Below are 15,702 nucleotides of genomic sequence, written 5' to 3' on the forward strand. Positions count from 1 at the left end.
AATGAGCTCAATGCTGACCATTGTGTTCGCCGACGTCGCCGGCAGCACCAAGTTGTTCGAGACGCGCGGGAATCTCGAAGCCCGGCGTCTCGTCGCGGCCATTCTCAATGCACTGGCCGAGGTCACCGCGCGCCACGGCGGGCGCGTGATCAAGACCATCGGCGACGAAATCATGTGTACGTTCCCGGGGCCGATGCAGGGTTTGCTCGGCGCGGTCGACATGCAGAAACGCATCGCCCAAGACCTGGATTTCGCCCGCGACAGCCTGGCGATCCGCATCGGTCTGCATCATGGCGAGACCCTGCTCGAAGACAACGACGTGTTCGGCGACGCGGTCAACACGGCCGCGCGCATGGCCTCGCTGGCCAAACGCGAGCAGATCATCACCACCGCGTCGACGGTCAAACTGCTGACCAATGCAGGCATGCTGCGCACGCGTTCGGTCGGCCAGGCGCGCGTCTCCGGCAAGCAGAAGCCGATCGATATCGTCGATGTGATGTGGCAGGAAGACAATTCCAACGTGACCATGGTGCAGCGCGCGATCCGCATCGACAGCGGGGTTTGGTCGCGGATCAACCTCGCGCTGCGCTATCGCGGCCAGGCCACCGGCCTCGATCAGTTTGCACAGCCGTTCACGCTCGGCCGCGATGCCGCATCCGGCCTCGTCGTCGACGCCGATTGGGTTTCACGCTATCACGCCCTGATCGAGTACAAGCGCGGCTATTTCGTGGTCTCCGATCGTTCGACCAACGGTACCTACGTGAAATTCGGCGAGGACCAGGAAGTGCGCCTGCATCGCGATGAAGTGCGTCTGCGCGGCGGCGGAATAATCAGCCTCGGCCAGTCCATCGCGGTCAATTCCGAACATTTGGTGTATTTCCAGTGCTCGGATCTGGACGCCCCGCCTCAAGCTGATTCACCCGCCTAGATCACCAGCGGCTCGGGTTCCAGAACGGTACCGAAGCGTTCCAGCACGGCGCTCTGTACGCGCTGCGCCAAGCCCCATATCTGCGCGCCGGTCGCTTGTCCATGGTTGATCAAGACCAAGGCGTGCTGGCTAGAGATACCTGCATAACCTTCGCGTAGCCCCTTGAAATTACAGGCTTCTATCAGCCATGCGGCCGACAGCTTTGCGTGCGCGCCCGACACCGGCCAGAGTGGCAGGTCGGGATTGCTGAGTTTCAGCGCTTGCGCTTGCATCTGCGTCACGATCGGGTTCTTGAAGAAACTGCCGGCGTTGCCGGTCGTGGCCGGGTCGGGCAGCTTGCGTGTGCGCAAGCGTGTGATCGCGCGCGCGACCGCGCGTGCGTCCGGCTGTGCGACGCCCATCGTGGCCAGTTCCTCGCGGACGCCGCTGTAGTCGAGCCGCAACTCGCGTTGCCGTGGCAGCTGGAATTCAACCGCCATGATGAGGTAACGCCCGGGTTCGCGCTTGAACAGCGAATCGCGATAGGCGAACGCGCAGGCATCGCGCGCGAGACGCACCGATTTCCGCGTTATGCGATCCCAGGCCGCCACCGCATGCACGAACTCGCCGACTTCCGTGCCATAGGCGCCGATGTTCTGGATTGGCGTCGCACCGACACTGCCCGGTATCAGCGCGAGATTTTCCAGTCCGAACAGACCGCGATCCAGCGACCAGTGCACGAAATCGTTCCAGTGTTCGCCGGCGGCGACGCGCACCAGCACGGCATCGTCATGCTCCTCGATGATGCCGATGCCGCGCGTGCGCAATGCGAGCACGACACCCGGCCAGTCGCGCGTGAACAGCACATTGCTGCCTTCGCCAAGGATCAACGCGTTTTCACCTTGCGCGATGCTCGATTCGAGCAGCGCCGGCAAGGCGTTGGCGTCGTGCACGTCGATCAACATTGACGCACTGGCCGGAACGCGAAACGTCGTGCGTTCAAGCAGCGAAGCGTTTTCGTAAATAGTGCAGCCGGGAATCGCCTTGATCTGGCTGGCGTCGTTCATCGCATGGACTCGTTGCGCTGCGTGCGCAGTGCTTCGACGCAGGCACCGATCAGGGCCGGGCCGCGATAGACCATGCCGGTATAAAACTGCACGAGGCTCGCGCCGGCGGCGATCTTGGCTGCCGCGTCGGCGCCGTCGAGTATGCCGCCGACACCGAGCAGCGGAATCTTGCCGCCGAGGCGCCGCGACATGCCTTGAAGGACCTTGGTTGCCTTCTCCAACAAAGGTTTGCCGGATAATCCTCCAGCTTCTTGTCCGTGTCGCGCAGACGCAATCGCGCTGCGATCGACCGTGGTATTCGTGCAGATCAGGCCGTCGATCCTTGCGGCTAGTGAAACTTCCGAGATCGCATCTAGTTCGGCCTCGTCCAGGTCCGGCGCGATCTTCAGCAGCATCGGCTTGCGCAGGCCATGCTGCGTGGCGAGTTGCTCCTGGCGCTCGCGCAACGTGCCGATAAAACGTTTGAGGGTTTCCTTTTCCTGGATATCGCGCAGGCCCTGCGTGTTCGGCGAGGAAATATTCACGGTGATATAGCCCGCGCGCGGGTAGACGCGTTCGAGACTATGCAGATAATCGTCGACCGCGCGCTCGTTCGGCGTGTCCTTGTTCCTGCCGATATTGATGCCGAGCACGCCGGAAAATGTGGCTTTCTCCGCATTGCGCACCAGCGCATCGACGCCACCGTTGTTGAAGCCGAGCCGGTTGATCACGGCTTCATGTTCAGGTAGGCGGAACATGCGCGGCTTCGGATTGCCCGGCTGCGCACGCGGCGTGGTGGTGCCGATTTCGATAAAGCCGAAGCCGAGTCCCGCGAGCGCATCGATATGCGCGCCGTTCTTGTCGAGCCCCGCCGCAAGGCCGACCGGATTCGGAAACCCGATGCCGAACGCGGTCGTCGGCAACGGAGCCGGCCGCTGCGCGAGCAACGGATTCAATCCCGTGCGATACGCGGCCTCGATCGAGATCAGCGCAAGATCGTGTGCACGCTCGGCATCGAGGCAGAACAGGAAGGGGCGGGCGAGGGCGTACAAGCGGTTATTTCGATGACAGGCGCGGCTGTCGGGAGCTACGTTTCTCAGCCAACTCCACCATCGTCTCGATGCGGATCAGACGCTTGTCGATATCGTTGGCGACGTTGGCGAGCTTGTCGACGCTTTTCGACAGTCGGTCAACATCGTCGCGCATGCGCAGCACGTCCTTGAGCATGGTGACGGCTTCAGTGACCGCGCCCATCAGCGTTTCGCCTGACGACTGGCTATGCTGGCAACAGCGCGATCAGCCGAAGAAATCGCCGAACGCAGACTCCTGCGCATGGAAGGGATTGCCTGTCGCAGCTCGGTTGTCATCATGACAAGCTCTTTCATATCGTCGATCGAGACGATGTCGCGCGCGCGCAACGCTTCGCGCACGAGTTCGCTCATGCTCATTCCACGATCTTTGGCCATGCTTTGGAAATGGCGCTTGTCCTCGGGCGAGATCATCAGCGTGAGGCGCTGGCTTTTCATCGACGTCTCCGTGACCGCAAACATGGTAATGACATGCACATGATAAGACCGTGCGCATATGCGTTCAACAGGGCACGACGATTCAAAACTCGAACTTGATCCCTTGCGCGAGCGGCAGAGCATCGGAATAGTTGATCGTATTGGTCTGCCGGCGCATATACACCTTCCACGCGTCGCTGCCCGACTCGCGACCGCCGCCGGTTTCCTTCTCGCCGCCGAAAGCGCCGCCGATTTCCGCGCCGCTGGTGCCGATATTCACGTTGGCGATACCGCAGTCGGAACCCGCCGCGGAAAGATAGGCCTCCGCCGCCTTCAGATTCTGGGTGAAGATAGCCGATGACAGACCCTGCGGCACCGCGTTTTGCAGCTTGATCGCCTCGTCGAGGGAATCGAACGGCATCGCATAGAGAATCGGTGCGAAGGTTTCAGTCTGCACGACCGCGTCGGCATTTTTCACGCCGCTGACGATGGTTGGCAGGACGAAGTTGCCGGGTTTGTCGGTCAGCGCCTTGCCGCCGGTCTCGATCTTGCCACCCGCAGCCTTGGCTTTTTCGATCGCGGCCAGATAGCCGTCGACCGCAGCCTTGCTGTTGAGCGGACCCATGAGCGTGGTTGCGAGCGTGGGATCGCCGATTTTCTTCTCGACCTGCTGGTAAGCCGCAACGAGCTTGCCGAGCAGGTCGGCATAAATGGATTTGTGGATCAGTACACGCCGGGTCGAGGTGCAGCGCTGGCCGGCGGTGCCGACCGCACCGAACACGATGGCCGGAATCGCCAGTTTCAGGTCGGCCGATTCATCGACGATGATCGCGTTGTTGCCGCCGAGTTCGAGCAGGCTGCGGCCCATGCGCCGTGCGACGCGTTCACCGACATTGCGGCCCACCGCGGTTGAGCCGGTAAAGCTGATCAGCGGAACGCGCCTGTCGTCGACGAAGGTCTGCGCGAGCTCCGTGCCCGCGTCGTTGAACAGGAAGAAGATGTCCGGAAAGCCGCCGGCCTTGAGCGCTTCGTTGCAGATCTTCAGCGAGGCGACGGCGCTGAGGGGCGTCTTCGGCGACGGCTTCCAGATCGAGACGTCGCCGCACACCGCGGCTATGAACGCGTTCCATGCCCACACTGCCACGGGGAAATTAAACGCCGAGATAATTCCGACCAGGCCGAGCGGGTGCCACTGCTCGGCCATGCGATGTCCCGGACGTTCCGAATGCATGGCATTGCCATACAGCATGCGCGATTGGCCGACGGCGAAATCGGCGATATCTATCATTTCCTGCACTTCGCCGTCGCCCTCGGGCTTGATCTTGCCCATCTCCAGCGCGACCAGCGAGCCGAGCGCGTCCTTGTGTTTGCGCAACGCTTCGCCGCACAGGCGGATCGCCTCGCCGCGGCGCGGTGCCGGAGTCGTGCGCCAGATCGCGAACGCGGCCTGCGCGCGCGCGACAAGGGTTTCGTAATCGCTGGCCGAGGCCGCATGCACACGGCCGATGATTTCGTGATTGCTCGGATTGACGACTTCGAGCGTGCCGGCATCGTCGGTCTTCGACCATTCGCCGTCGCCGAGATAGGTGCCGGACTCGGTGCTGTTCAGACCGAGTGCCTTGAAAATGGGGGAGGGCATGAGGATTCCGGAAAAAAACGATAGTCGCACATTATAAACGAAGGCCGTCGTGCGCACGTGACCACCGGCACACGCGGCATTGATGGAATCGTATACATTCGCGAATCCGGATCACTCAAGAAGTGCGCAGCGCCATGCCGACAACCAAGCCGTTGCGTACCTTCGATCGCGATCTGTGGATTCTTGTCGCACTGGCGACCGCGAAGCTCGCGTTCCATGTCGCCACGAATGGCGCATACGGATTCCACCGCGATGAATTGCAGACGCTCAGCGACGCGCGCCATCTGGATTGGGGTTTCGTTGCCTACCCACCATTGACGCCGTTCTTCGGCCGCATCGAATTGCTGCTGTTCGGCACGTCGCTGAGCGGATTCCGGTTTTTCCCCGCGCTTGGGCAAAGTATCGCTTTTGTCATCATCGGTCTGATGGTGCGCCGATTGGGTGGCGGCCTTGCGGCCATGCTTGTCGCTGCATTCGCCGCCGCACTGGCACCCGTATCGCTGTCGGGCGGCGCGCTGATGATGTACGTGAGCTTCGACTATCTGTGGTACGTGCTGCTCGCGTATTTCGTCATCTGCCGCATCGTTTCCGGCGATACGCGCTGGTGGCTGGCGATCGGCGCGGCGGTCGGCCTCGGCATGATGACCAAGTACACCATGGCGTTTTTCGCCGCCGGCCTCGTCGTCGGCGTGCTGTTGACGCCGTTGCGCAAGGATTTGCGCAACCAGTGGTTGTGGCTTGGCTTGGGCCTGAGCGTGCTGATCTTCCTGCCCAATCTGATCTGGCAGATTCGGCACGATTTCATCACCCTGGATTTTCTAAAATTCATTCATGCGCGTGACGTGCGTATCGGCCGCGCGGACGGTTTCTGGATCAATCAAGTCAACAATATCTCGACGAATCTTTTGACCTTGCCGCTGTGGTTGCTCGGGCTTTGCTGCGCATTCTTCGGCATGCGCGGGCGCTTTCGGATTCTCGGCTGGATGACCGTCGTGCCGGTGGTCATTTTTGCCTTGGCGCAGGGGCGCGCTTACTACACGGCCCCCTTGTATCCGATGTTGTTCGCATTGGGTGCGGTGGTACTGCAACGCTGGCTCGACGAGCGGCAATCGCCGGCCCTGCGCCGCGTTGCGTGGAGCGGCGTGACGCTGCTGCTGCTCGCAGCGACCGTCGTCGTGCCGGTGGTGCTGCCGCTGGTGCCGGTCAACTCGGCGCACTGGGAGTTCGTCAACCGGATGAACGGCGATTTCCGCGAGGAGTTCGGCTGGCCGGAACTTACCAATGAAGTCGCACGCATCTGGAACAGCCTTACTCCCGAGGAGCAGGCGCTTGCGGGTATCTGGGCCAGCAACTACGGCGAAGCCGGCGCACTGGAACTCTATGGGCCGGGTCTCGGCTTGCCGCAGGTGATCAGCGCGGTCAATTCGTTCTGGCTGCGCGGGCCGCCGCGACCCGTGCCACAAACGCTGATCGTCGTCGGCGCCGAGCGCAAGGATCTCGACAAGCCCTGCACGACGGTGGAGCTCGCCGGCCACACCGGCAATGCCGCGCATGTCGACAACGAGGAGACCAAGTGGCACCCGGATATTTTCATCTGCCGCGGTGTGCGTAAGCCTCTCGATGAACTGTGGCCGCGTTTGATCGAGTTTGGTTAGGTCATTTTTGATTTTCGACAATAGGCCACAAGCGCCCCCCCATCCGGCGCTTCGCGCCACCTTCCCCCGCTGCGCAGGGGAAGGGAATAGCAAGTCGTTCGGGCTGAGAATCCTTCCCTTGCGCAGCGGGGGAAGGTGGCGGCAGCCGGAAGGGGGCGCTTGTGAGCGTGCGAACCGGCGCCCCCGTGCAACAGGCAACGGCGTCGCGGCGTTAGCGGATAAATCGAAAAAGGTCCAGAGCCGGATTTCAAACGGGTGGCAGCGGCGTTCCCGGAACCCAACGCGATGCGGCGAGGCGATCGAGCAGGGCGACGACTTGCGTACGCGCCTGTTTGTCGTGAATCGGCAGCACGATGCTGTCGCCCGCGTGCGCCCAGTCAAGCGCAGTGCGCGCGGCGACGACTTCGTCGAGACAGGTGACGATTGCGGCTTCGACGATTCCGTTGCGCAGGAGTTCGTTTTTCAGGATTGCAGCGATCTCGCCCGGCGCACGTCCACGCAAATGGCTTTCGATGTCCTTGAGCACGATCAGGTCGGGGCGGAAACTCGCGGCCGCCGCGGCCAGTTTGCGGATATCGGTGTCCTCGCGATTGCCTGCCTGGCCGAGTACGAGCGCGAGCCGGCCATCGGGAGATATCGCGCGCACAACGTCGAGCAAGCCGCGCAGACCTTCGGGGTTATGTGCGTAGTCGAGCAGCGCGGTTGCGCTACCAAACGACCAGCGCATCAGGCGGCCCGGGTTGTCGGCATTGTCGCCGCCGAAACGTGCGAGTACTTGTGCAATTGTTGCGACCGCAACGCCGAGGGCGCTGGCGAGCAGCGCCGCGCCCGCAATATTCGCGATGTTGTAAGTCGCCGCGCCGCGCAGGGTCAGCGGCATATCGATGATTTTACCCAGCGCATGATCCACGCCGTCGCGATGCAGGATCAGTTCGCCAGCGCGCACGCCGCAGGTCGCGCCCGCCCGCGCGCGATGCGCGATCAGCAACGGATGATCGGCGTTGAGCGCGAACCAGCCGAGTCGGCACGCAAGCGTCGCCGCGCGGCGCACCAGCGAGTCGTCGTCTGCGTTGAGGACCAGGGTTCCATCGGCGTCGAGCGCGCGCGCGACCACGAGTTTGGTGTCGGCCAGCCCATCGAGATCGTGGATACCGTATTCGCCGAAATGGTCGGCGCTGATATTGGTGACGATCGCCGCCTGCACGCGTTCGACCGCCAGGCCGCGGCGCAGGATGCCACCGCGCGCGGTTTCGAGTACCGCGGCTTGCACGCGTCGATCGCGCAGCACCGTGCGCGCGCCTGCGGGACCGGAGTAGTCGCCGCTCGCGACGGCGTGTCCATCGACGAACACACCATCGGTGCAGCTGAACGCGGTGCGCAGGCCGTGCAGTTCGCTCATCGCGGCAACGAGGCGCGTGGTCGTGGTCTTGCCGTTCGAACCGGTGACCAGCGCAACCGGAATCGCGTGCATTGCCGACCAATTCACCCGGCCGACTGCCGGCAGCGAATCGAGCGACCAAGTGCGCGAACCCGCACCTGCACCGAGGCTCAACTTGGCATCATCGAGTAGCACCGGCAAGCCGAGTCGGCGCGCCTCGTCGAGCAAAGCAACCAGCCGCGGATGACGCTCCGCCGTGGACGCACGCCGCAACGTGCGCAAGGCCAGGTCACTATCGCGAATCGGCGGGAATGCGGGCGCGAAAAATGCCTGATCGCAATCCCAGTTATGGCAGCGATGCAGTGCAGACAGGAATGCCCACTCGTTGACTTCGGTCGCGACAAACAATTGGTCGATCGGCGCGGCAAATGCCAGTTCCCCGCCGCCGTCGGCGTTGACGCGGGCGACGATCGGGGCCCGCGGCCAACCCAGGGTGTCACGTGCGAATTCGACGCGCTCGCGCCAATGCGTAACCGTGCACTCGTCGAGGCGGACACCCGTTGCAGTCTGCAGTAGGGCTCCGGACTCGGTGAAATAGAGATTGGCGCCGGTCAAGCGGCGCGAGTCTTCAATCGGAAAGAGCATGTCAGTCTTCGGTGTCGCGCGCGAAGCGTATTCCACGCTCGTCGCGGATCAGGCCGTCCATCTCGGCGACGGCGCGCTCTTCGATGGCGGTCTCCACCGCAGCAGGTTCTGGCGCATGCGGCGCGACCGGCGTCGGTGTGCCTTCGGGGCGGAACTTGATGATCTGTTTCCACGAGCGCGTCAGCGCATCGGCGAATACCAGGATCAGATCGCCTTGTTTGCCCATGCGCAGCGCGGCATCGATCGCTTCCTGTTCTTCCGGAATGATCGAGATCGCGTTCTCGGGCACGCCTTTCGCGATCAGCGCCTTGGCGATGATGCGCGGCACTTCGTCGCCATCGCGGCCGCGCAGCGCGTCGTCGCGTCGGCAGAAGTAGTGATCGAACTTGCCGGCCACCACGCCCGCGATCTCGAGCAGATCCTCATCGCGCCGGTCGCCTGGTCCGGCGAGTACCACGATGCGCCGACCGGTCACATCGAGACGCCGCGCAAGGTCGGCCATCACGCCGACCGCGTGTGCGTTGTGACCGTAATCCATCAACACCTTGAATGGATGCTCGTTGAACACATTCATGCGTCCGGGCGCCTGGAAGAACGTGGTGTCGAAGGTGCGCAGGCCCTGACGGATCGCATCGAGTTTGATGCCGAGCGAAAACGCCATCGCTGCGGCCATCATCGCGTTATGCACGTTATGCAACGCGCGTCCTTCCATCGTCGCGGGGATCAGGTGCGTCCACATCAGCGGAATGTGGCTGCCCTTGTCGTACAGGGTGATCATCGAACCGTTGACGCCGGCCTCGAGTGCACAGGCGCGCCCACCCGCGCGCACATGCTCGCGCACGAGCGCGTGCGAGGGATTCATCGTCACGTAGCAGATGACCTTCGCCTCAGTATAGCCGGACATCTTCAACACGTTCGCATCGTCGGCATTGAGCACGGCGCAGTCGGTCGCGACCTCGACGACGATGCGCTTGACCTCGGCGAGTTGTTCGAGCGTGTCGATACCCTTCATGCCGAGATGATCGGACTGCACATTGAGCACCGCGCCGACGTTGACTTCGGGCACGCCCATGCCGGCGCGCAGCAGTCCGCCGCGCGCGGTTTCTAGCACGGCGATATCGATATGCGGATCCGACAGCACCATGCGTGCGGAGACCGGCCCGGTCATGTCGCCCTCGACTGTACGTTGGCCGTCGATGTAGACGCCGTCGGTCGTCGTCAGGCCCGGTGTGAAGCCGGCCATCTTGGTGATGTGCGCGAGCATGCGTGCCGTGGTCGTCTTGCCATTAGTGCCGGTGATCGCGGCGATCGGCACGCGCGCCGGCGTGCCGGACGGGAACAGCATGTCGATCACCGGACCCGCGGCGTCGCGCGGCGTGCCTTCGCTGGGGCTCACGTGCATGCGGAAGCCGGGCGCCGCGTTGATCTCGCAGATGCCGCCGCCGATGCTCTTGTAACTCTCGGCAATGTTCGGCGAGAGGAAATCGACACCGCCGACATCGAGGCCAATTGCGCGCACCGCGCGCACGGCCATATCGCGATTGTCCGGATGGATGATATCGGTGACGTCGGTCGCCGTGCCGCCTGTCGACAGGTTGGCCGTCTTGCGCAGCGGCACGACATGGTCCTTCTCGGGTACGGAGTCCGCGCTGAGGTTCGCTCGTTCGAGCATCATTGCGGCTTCGCGATCGAGTTCGAGACGCGTGAGCACTTTCTCATGGCCGACGCCACGGCGCGGATCCGAATTCACGATATCGACAAGTTCTCGTACGGTCTTCTTGCCGTCACCGACGACATGACCCGGCGTGCGCTTGGTCGCGGCGACGAGTTCGTTGTTGACGACGAGCAGGCGATGGTCGTCGCCAGACAGATACGTCTCGACGATCACGGAGCTCGAATGCTCCTTCGCGGCCTTGAAACCCTCGATGACGTCCTCGTCTTTCGAGATCGCTACCGTGATGCCGCGGCCGTGATTGCCGTTGTACGGTTTGGTCACCACCAGCCCGCCGAGCCGGCGCGCGGCGCGCAGTGCGCCTTCCTCGCTACGCACGAGTTCCTGCTTCGGTACTGGCAGGCCGAGCGAGGCGAGGATCTTGTTGGTTTCTTCCTTGTCGCTGGCGAGTTCGACCGCGACATGCGGGGTGCGTCCGGTCACCGTGGCCTGGATGCGCTGCTGATACTTGCCGTGACCGAGCTGCACCAGCGATTGCTCGTTGAGCCGCAGCCACGGGATGTTGCGCTGCTCGGCCGCGCGCACGAGCGAGGCAGTCGACGGACCGAGCGCGCGCCGTTGCGCATAGCGGATGAACTGGTCGCGCGCCTCGACGAAATTCCATCCATCCGGCACGCTGCCGTGCGTGCGCAGATTTTCCGGCAGCAGCGATTCGAGCAGGCGCAGGCCAAGCTCGCCCGCCGCGATGCCTTCTTCGCGCTGCGCGTATTCGTAGACGACGGTGTACACGCCGGGACGATCGTCGCTGATGCTGCGCGTCTTGCCGAACGTGACGTTTTCGCCAGCGACGTTCTGCAATTCGATCGCGACATGTTCGAGCACGTGGCCGAGCCAAGTGCCTTCGCCTTCGCGCATGCGGCGGATAAAACCGCCGGGCTCGCGGTACGAGCAGCCGTGTTCGGCCAAGCCAGGCAGCGCGGCAACGAGGCCGTCGATGAATTTATCGCCGAGTTTGCCGGTCGGCCAAGCTTCCAGCGCTTCGAGATCGAGTTCCAGCTTGATGACCGGGAAATGCGCGTACAGCGACGGACCAACGTAGACGGAACGTTCGAGTATGCGCATCGTTGTCTTCCTCTTTTATTGCCCTTCCCCCGCTCGGAGAAGAACGGCACAAATTCAGTTCGCCGCCAACGCTCCGGCCGACGCTTTGCGCGTCTGCAGGTTGTAGGTCGCGCCGGCAACGAGGATATGCACGGTCAAACCGAGCAGGCAAACTGGCTCGCCTTCCTCGATCTGGGCCATGGACGAAAATTCCAGAGCGCTTGCGTCGACTACGGTCACTGCGCCCGAGCCTTCGACTTCGAGCGTGTTGTCCGGCGCGATGAAGGCAGCGGTGTCCTCGTCGAGCCCGATGCCGACCGCGAACGGGTTGTAGGCGAGCGCGGTGACCAGGCGGCCGAGGCGGTCGCGCTGACGGAAATGTTGATCGATCACGAAGCGGTTGGTCAGGCCCAGTCCCGGCGCCAGGCGCACGCTGCCGGCGCGCGGCGAGGAGCCTTCGTCGCCGAACGCGATCATGTGTTCGGAAAGTATGCTGGCGCCCGCGCTGGTGCCACCGACGGTGATGCCGCGCGCGTTCTGCGTGCGGATCAGCTTGGCCGCCGGCGTGCCGCCGAGGATCGTCGAGATGCGCAACTGACTGCCGCCGGTGAAGAAGATGCCGCTGGCCGATTCGATGCGGCGCATCCAGCTGTCGCGGTGACCGTCGTCGCGGCTGTCGAAATTGAGCGTGCGCGTACGATCCGCACCGAGCTCGCGGAACAGGGTTTCATAGCGGCTGCCGAGATCGGCCTGCCGGCTCGCGGTCGGAATCACGATGATGTCCGCATCGCTGCCGCCGCAAATCTGCACAAAGCGCTTGAGGATGCGTGCGTCGCCCGATGTTTTCTCTTCCGCGCCGCCGATCGGAACGATCCAGCCGCGTTGGTCTTTTGCGGCGACTTTGCTCGGGCTCATTGATACTTTTCCATTGTTATCTTTTCAATTCCGATGGCGGGCTGAAAGTGGCGGCCCGAACAGGAGTCGAACCTGTGACCTCGCCCTTAGGAGGGGCGCGCTCTATCCAACTGAGCTACCGGGCCGTTGGGAGGGATTTTCGCATGAAACCAGAGTTCAAGCTCGTACCCGGCGACGATACCAGTTTCCAAAGTCTCAGCCCGTGCGACAGGCGGCCTCTATTCTGCAAGAATCGGTACCGTGTTCGTCGCGCGCTCAAGCTTGAGCGCGCGGATTGGAACAACGTGATGCCGCTGATGAAGTAGCCAAAACTTGGCGCCCGCTCACGTGCGAGGGACGTGCCATCCATCGGCCAAATCAGGCAGTGCTCACCGAAATTTTCAGCCCCAACGCATGCGCGATCTTGGCAACGGTGGCATAGCTCGGATTGCCTTCGCCGGATAGCGCCTTGTATAACCCCATGCGGGTCAATCCGGTTTGCCGGGCGAGTTCCATGATACCTCGCGCACGCGCCATGTCGCCGAGCGCGGCAATCATCAATTGCGGATCGTCTTCGTTTGCACAAGCCTGCAGATAGGCGACGATATCTTCTTCGCTATGTAGGTGACCTACGGCGTCCCAGCGGGAAAAGGTTTCGGTTTTGCGTTTCATGGTTTAACTCGGTAATTGTTTGCAATATGCAATGCTATTTTAATAGCAAGTTGCTTCTGCCGTTCAATGAAAATCGCGCGAGCGCGCATCCAGTGCGCCCAGCAGCGGACTGAAATCGTACAGGCGCCGCGCGATCAGATGCTGCACGCCGTCTGCCGATTCGAGTACGCCGTCCACAGCCAGCAGTTGCGATTCGAGGAATATGCGGCGTTGGCGTTCGGCAAGATCGCGCCAGACCACGACATTGACCACGCCGTCTTCGTCTTCGAGGGTGATGAAGGTGGTGCCTTTCGCGGTTTGCGGGCGTTGGCGTACGGTGACGAGTCCGGCGGCACGCACCGGCGTGTTGTGCGGCAGCGCGCGCACGTCGCGCGAGCGCCGGCAATGCCGATCGTGGAGCTGGCTGCGCACCAGCGCGAGCGGATGCGGGCCAAGGCTCAGGCCGGTGCTCGCATAATCCGCGCGCACGTCTTCGCCCAGGGTCGGTGGCGGCAGGCAGGCGTGGCCTTCGGCGGGGCTGTTCCTGCCGAACAACGGCCGCGTCGTTTCCACGCCGGCGACTGCCCAGCGTGCGCGATGACGATGACCGGCAAGGCCATGCAGCGCGCCGGCATTGGCGAGCAGGGCCTGTGCACGCCGATCGAGTTGGGCGCGCTCGCACAGTTCCGTGATCGAATCGAATTCGTGTTGTTTACGCGCCTCTACGAGGCGCTGCGCAACCTCCTCGGAAAAGCCGCGGATTTCGCGCAGTCCCAAACGGATGGCGATCTGCGGAAGGTCGCGTTGCGGCACTATGGGAGGCGATGTGTTCTCCGGCGCTTTTTCCAGTCTTGAATCCCATGTGCTGTAGCGCACATCGATCGACAGCACCTGGATGTCATGCCGTTTTACGTCCTGCACGATTTCGCTGCTTGAATAAAATCCCATCGGTTGCGAATTGAGCAGCGCGCAGACGAAGGCCGCAGGCTCGTGACACTTGAGCCAGCTCGATGCGTAGGCGATCAGCGCAAAACTCGTCGCATGCGATTCGGGAAAACCGTAGTCGCCGAAGCCCTTCATCTGCTCGAAGATGCGCTCGGCGAAGTCGAGTAGATAGCCGCGTTCCAGCATGCCGCCGATCAGACGATCGTGCAGATGATCGAGGCCACCGCGGCGTTTCCATGCCGCCATCGATCGGCGCAATTCGTCGGCCTCGCCGGGAGTGAAACCCGCCGCCACAATGGCGATGCGCATCACCTGCTCCTGGAACAGCGGCACGCCGAGCGTACGCTTCAGCTCTTCCTCCAGTTGAGGCGACGGGTATTCGACCAGCTCCGGATTTTTTCGTCGCTGCAGGTACGGGTGCACCATTTTGCCCTGGATCGGTCCGGGGCGAACGATCGCGACTTCGATGACCAGGTCGTAGAATTCTTTCGGCTTGAGTCGCGGCAGCATCGCCATCTGTGCGCGCGATTCGATCTGGAACACGCCGACCGTATCGGCTTTCTGGATCATTGCGTAGGTTTCCGGATCCTCGGGCGGAATCGTTGCGAGAGTCCAGGCGTGACCTCGCTGATCGCGGATCAGATCGAAGCATTTGCGCAGGCAGGTAAGCATGCCCAGGGCGAGGCAGTCGACCTTGAGCAGGTGCATCGTATCGAGGTCGTCCTTGTCCCACTGGATGATCGTGCGCCCAGGCATTGCCGCATTCTCGACCGGCACCAGCGTATGCAGAGGCGAGTCGCAGATGACGAAGCCGCCGACATGCTGCGACAGGTGGCGCGGAAAGCCGAGCAGCTCGCGCGCGAGCGTGATGACGCGACGCAGTGGCGGCGAGGTTGGATCGAAACCATAGTCGCGCAGGCGTGTGCCGAGCGTGGCTTCGTCGTCGCGAATGGAAATCGAGCGACTCAGCTGCTCGACCTGATCGGCCGAAAATCCCAGCGCCTTGGCCACATCGCGCAATGCGCTCTTGGGCCGGTAGCTGATCACGGTCGCGGCCAGCGCGGCGCGCTCGCGACCGTACTTTTCATAAATATGCTGGATGACTTCTTCGCGCCGTTCGTGCTCGAAATCGACATCGATGTCCGGCGGTTCATTGCGTTCCCTGGAGAGAAAGCGGCCAAACACGAGGGTCGAACGGGCCGGGTCGACCTCCGTGATGCCGAGGCAAAAGCACACCGCCGAATTTGCCGCCGAACCGCGCCCTTGGCACAGGATGTTTTTTTCCTTGCGCGCAAATCTCACGATCTCGTGCACGGTGAGGAAATAGGCTTCGTATTTCAGTTCCGCGATCAGTGCGAGTTCGTCTTCGATCTGTTTGCGAACCTTGGCTTCTTCGCCCAGCGGCCAGCGCCAGCGCGCGCCTTCTTCGACGAGATGGCGCAACCAAGTGGTCGCGCTGAATCCGGCAGGCACGAGCTCGCGCGGATATTCGTATTGCAGTTGATCGAAGCTGAAGGTGCAGCGCGTTGCGATGCGCAGGGTTTCATCGAGCAACTCGCGTGGATAGATTTGCGCGAGCGCATCGCGTTTGCGCAGGTGACGCTCGCCGTTCGCGAACAGATGACCGCAACCGGCGCGCACTGTCGTGCGATGACGAATCGCGG

General features: G+C 62.7%; 12 protein-coding genes and 1 tRNA gene. 2 read left to right on the forward strand and 11 right to left on the reverse strand.

All coding sequences use genetic code 11. The features are described from left to right. The first annotated feature begins 1 nt into the window (after position 1). Positions 2-928, forward strand: coding sequence for an adenylate/guanylate cyclase domain-containing protein (locus VIE67_RS14640; RefSeq protein WP_332027188.1), 927 nt, complete (start codon positions 2-4; stop codon positions 926-928). On the opposite strand, the gene murB is transcribed toward VIE67_RS14640, so the two are convergent. The 5 genes from murB to amaB all read right to left on the reverse strand — a co-directional run bounded on the left by murB (position 925) and on the right by amaB (position 5,097). Beyond that, positions 925-1,974, reverse strand: a complete 1,050-nt coding sequence (gene murB, locus VIE67_RS14645) for a UDP-N-acetylmuramate dehydrogenase (RefSeq protein ID WP_332027189.1) — start codon at positions 1,972-1,974, stop codon at positions 925-927. The genes VIE67_RS14640 and murB overlap by 4 nt on opposite strands. Next, positions 1,971-3,005 (reverse strand): quinone-dependent dihydroorotate dehydrogenase, encoded by a 1,035-nt coding sequence (locus VIE67_RS14650; RefSeq protein ID WP_332027190.1) that lies wholly within the window; start codon positions 3,003-3,005, stop codon positions 1,971-1,973. The genes murB and VIE67_RS14650 overlap by 4 nt, the downstream gene beginning before the upstream one ends. 4 nt (positions 3,006-3,009) lie before the next feature. Continuing rightward, positions 3,010-3,207, reverse strand: coding sequence for a hypothetical protein (locus VIE67_RS14655; protein WP_332027191.1), 198 nt, complete (start codon positions 3,205-3,207; stop codon positions 3,010-3,012). After that, positions 3,207-3,479 carry a plasmid mobilization protein gene (locus VIE67_RS14660; protein ID WP_332027192.1) on the reverse strand — a complete coding sequence of 91 codons (273 nt, stop codon included), beginning with the start codon at positions 3,477-3,479 and terminating at the stop codon, positions 3,207-3,209. Before VIE67_RS14660 ends, VIE67_RS14655 begins: the two co-directional genes overlap by 1 nt. Positions 3,480-3,561: 82 nt before the next feature. Then, on the reverse strand, positions 3,562-5,097 hold the full coding sequence (gene amaB, locus VIE67_RS14665) for an L-piperidine-6-carboxylate dehydrogenase (protein WP_332027193.1): 1,536 nt from the start codon (positions 5,095-5,097) through the stop codon (positions 3,562-3,564). A gap of 134 nt (positions 5,098-5,231) precedes the next feature. Between amaB and VIE67_RS14670 the strand changes: the two genes are divergently transcribed. Further along, entirely contained in the window at positions 5,232-6,752 is a 1,521-nt protein-coding gene (locus VIE67_RS14670) for a glycosyltransferase family 39 protein (protein ID WP_332027194.1), read from the forward strand. Between the two features lie 247 nt (positions 6,753-6,999). Here VIE67_RS14670 and VIE67_RS14675 read toward each other — a convergent pair whose 3' ends face one another. From VIE67_RS14675 to VIE67_RS14700, 6 genes are all read right to left on the reverse strand, one after another. Beyond that, positions 7,000-8,775, reverse strand: coding sequence for a Mur ligase family protein (locus VIE67_RS14675; protein ID WP_332027195.1), 1,776 nt, complete (start codon positions 8,773-8,775; stop codon positions 7,000-7,002). A gap of 1 nt (position 8,776) precedes the next feature. Then, a complete protein-coding gene (cphA, locus tag VIE67_RS14680) occupies positions 8,777-11,569 on the reverse strand; it encodes a cyanophycin synthetase (RefSeq protein WP_332027196.1) in 2,793 nt (930 codons plus the stop codon). Positions 11,570-11,623: 54 nt separating this feature from the next. Next, complete coding sequence (locus tag VIE67_RS14685) at positions 11,624-12,463, reverse strand: cyanophycinase (RefSeq protein WP_332027197.1); 840 nt, start codon at positions 12,461-12,463, stop codon at positions 11,624-11,626. Positions 12,464-12,511: 48 nt separating this feature from the next. Beyond that, positions 12,512-12,588: transfer RNA gene (locus VIE67_RS14690), tRNA-Arg, on the reverse strand. A gap of 232 nt (positions 12,589-12,820) precedes the next feature. Further along, positions 12,821-13,114: an addiction module antidote protein gene (locus tag VIE67_RS14695; protein WP_332027198.1), complete on the reverse strand. Its 294-nt coding sequence runs from the start codon at positions 13,112-13,114 to the stop codon at positions 12,821-12,823. Between the two features lie 63 nt (positions 13,115-13,177). Beyond that, positions 13,178-15,702, reverse strand: a 2,525-nt coding sequence (locus VIE67_RS14700; protein WP_414707381.1) for an error-prone DNA polymerase, incomplete at its 5' end; no start/stop codon positions are given.

This window comes from Rudaea sp., assembly GCF_036560865.1.
Lineage (GTDB): Bacteria > Pseudomonadota > Gammaproteobacteria > Xanthomonadales > Rhodanobacteraceae > Rudaea.

Coding starts and splice junctions, on each gene's coding strand:
- VIE67_RS14640 (WP_332027188.1), top strand. CDS start 2: ATGAGCTCAATGCTGACCATTGTGTTCGCCGACGTCGCCGGCAGCACC.
- VIE67_RS14675 (WP_332027195.1), bottom strand. CDS start 8,775: ATGCTCTTTCCGATTGAAGACTCGCGCCGCTTGACCGGCGCCAATCTC.
- amaB (WP_332027193.1), bottom strand. CDS start 5,097: ATGCCCTCCCCCATTTTCAAGGCACTCGGTCTGAACAGCACCGAGTCC.
- VIE67_RS14660 (WP_332027192.1), bottom strand. CDS start 3,479: ATGAAAAGCCAGCGCCTCACGCTGATGATCTCGCCCGAGGACAAGCGC.
- VIE67_RS14655 (WP_332027191.1), bottom strand. CDS start 3,207: ATGGGCGCGGTCACTGAAGCCGTCACCATGCTCAAGGACGTGCTGCGC.
- murB (WP_332027189.1), bottom strand. CDS start 1,974: ATGAACGACGCCAGCCAGATCAAGGCGATTCCCGGCTGCACTATTTAC.
- VIE67_RS14670 (WP_332027194.1), top strand. CDS start 5,232: ATGCCGACAACCAAGCCGTTGCGTACCTTCGATCGCGATCTGTGGATT.
- VIE67_RS14685 (WP_332027197.1), bottom strand. CDS start 12,463: ATGAGCCCGAGCAAAGTCGCCGCAAAAGACCAACGCGGCTGGATCGTT.
- VIE67_RS14695 (WP_332027198.1), bottom strand. CDS start 13,114: ATGAAACGCAAAACCGAAACCTTTTCCCGCTGGGACGCCGTAGGTCAC.
- cphA (WP_332027196.1), bottom strand. CDS start 11,569: ATGCGCATACTCGAACGTTCCGTCTACGTTGGTCCGTCGCTGTACGCG.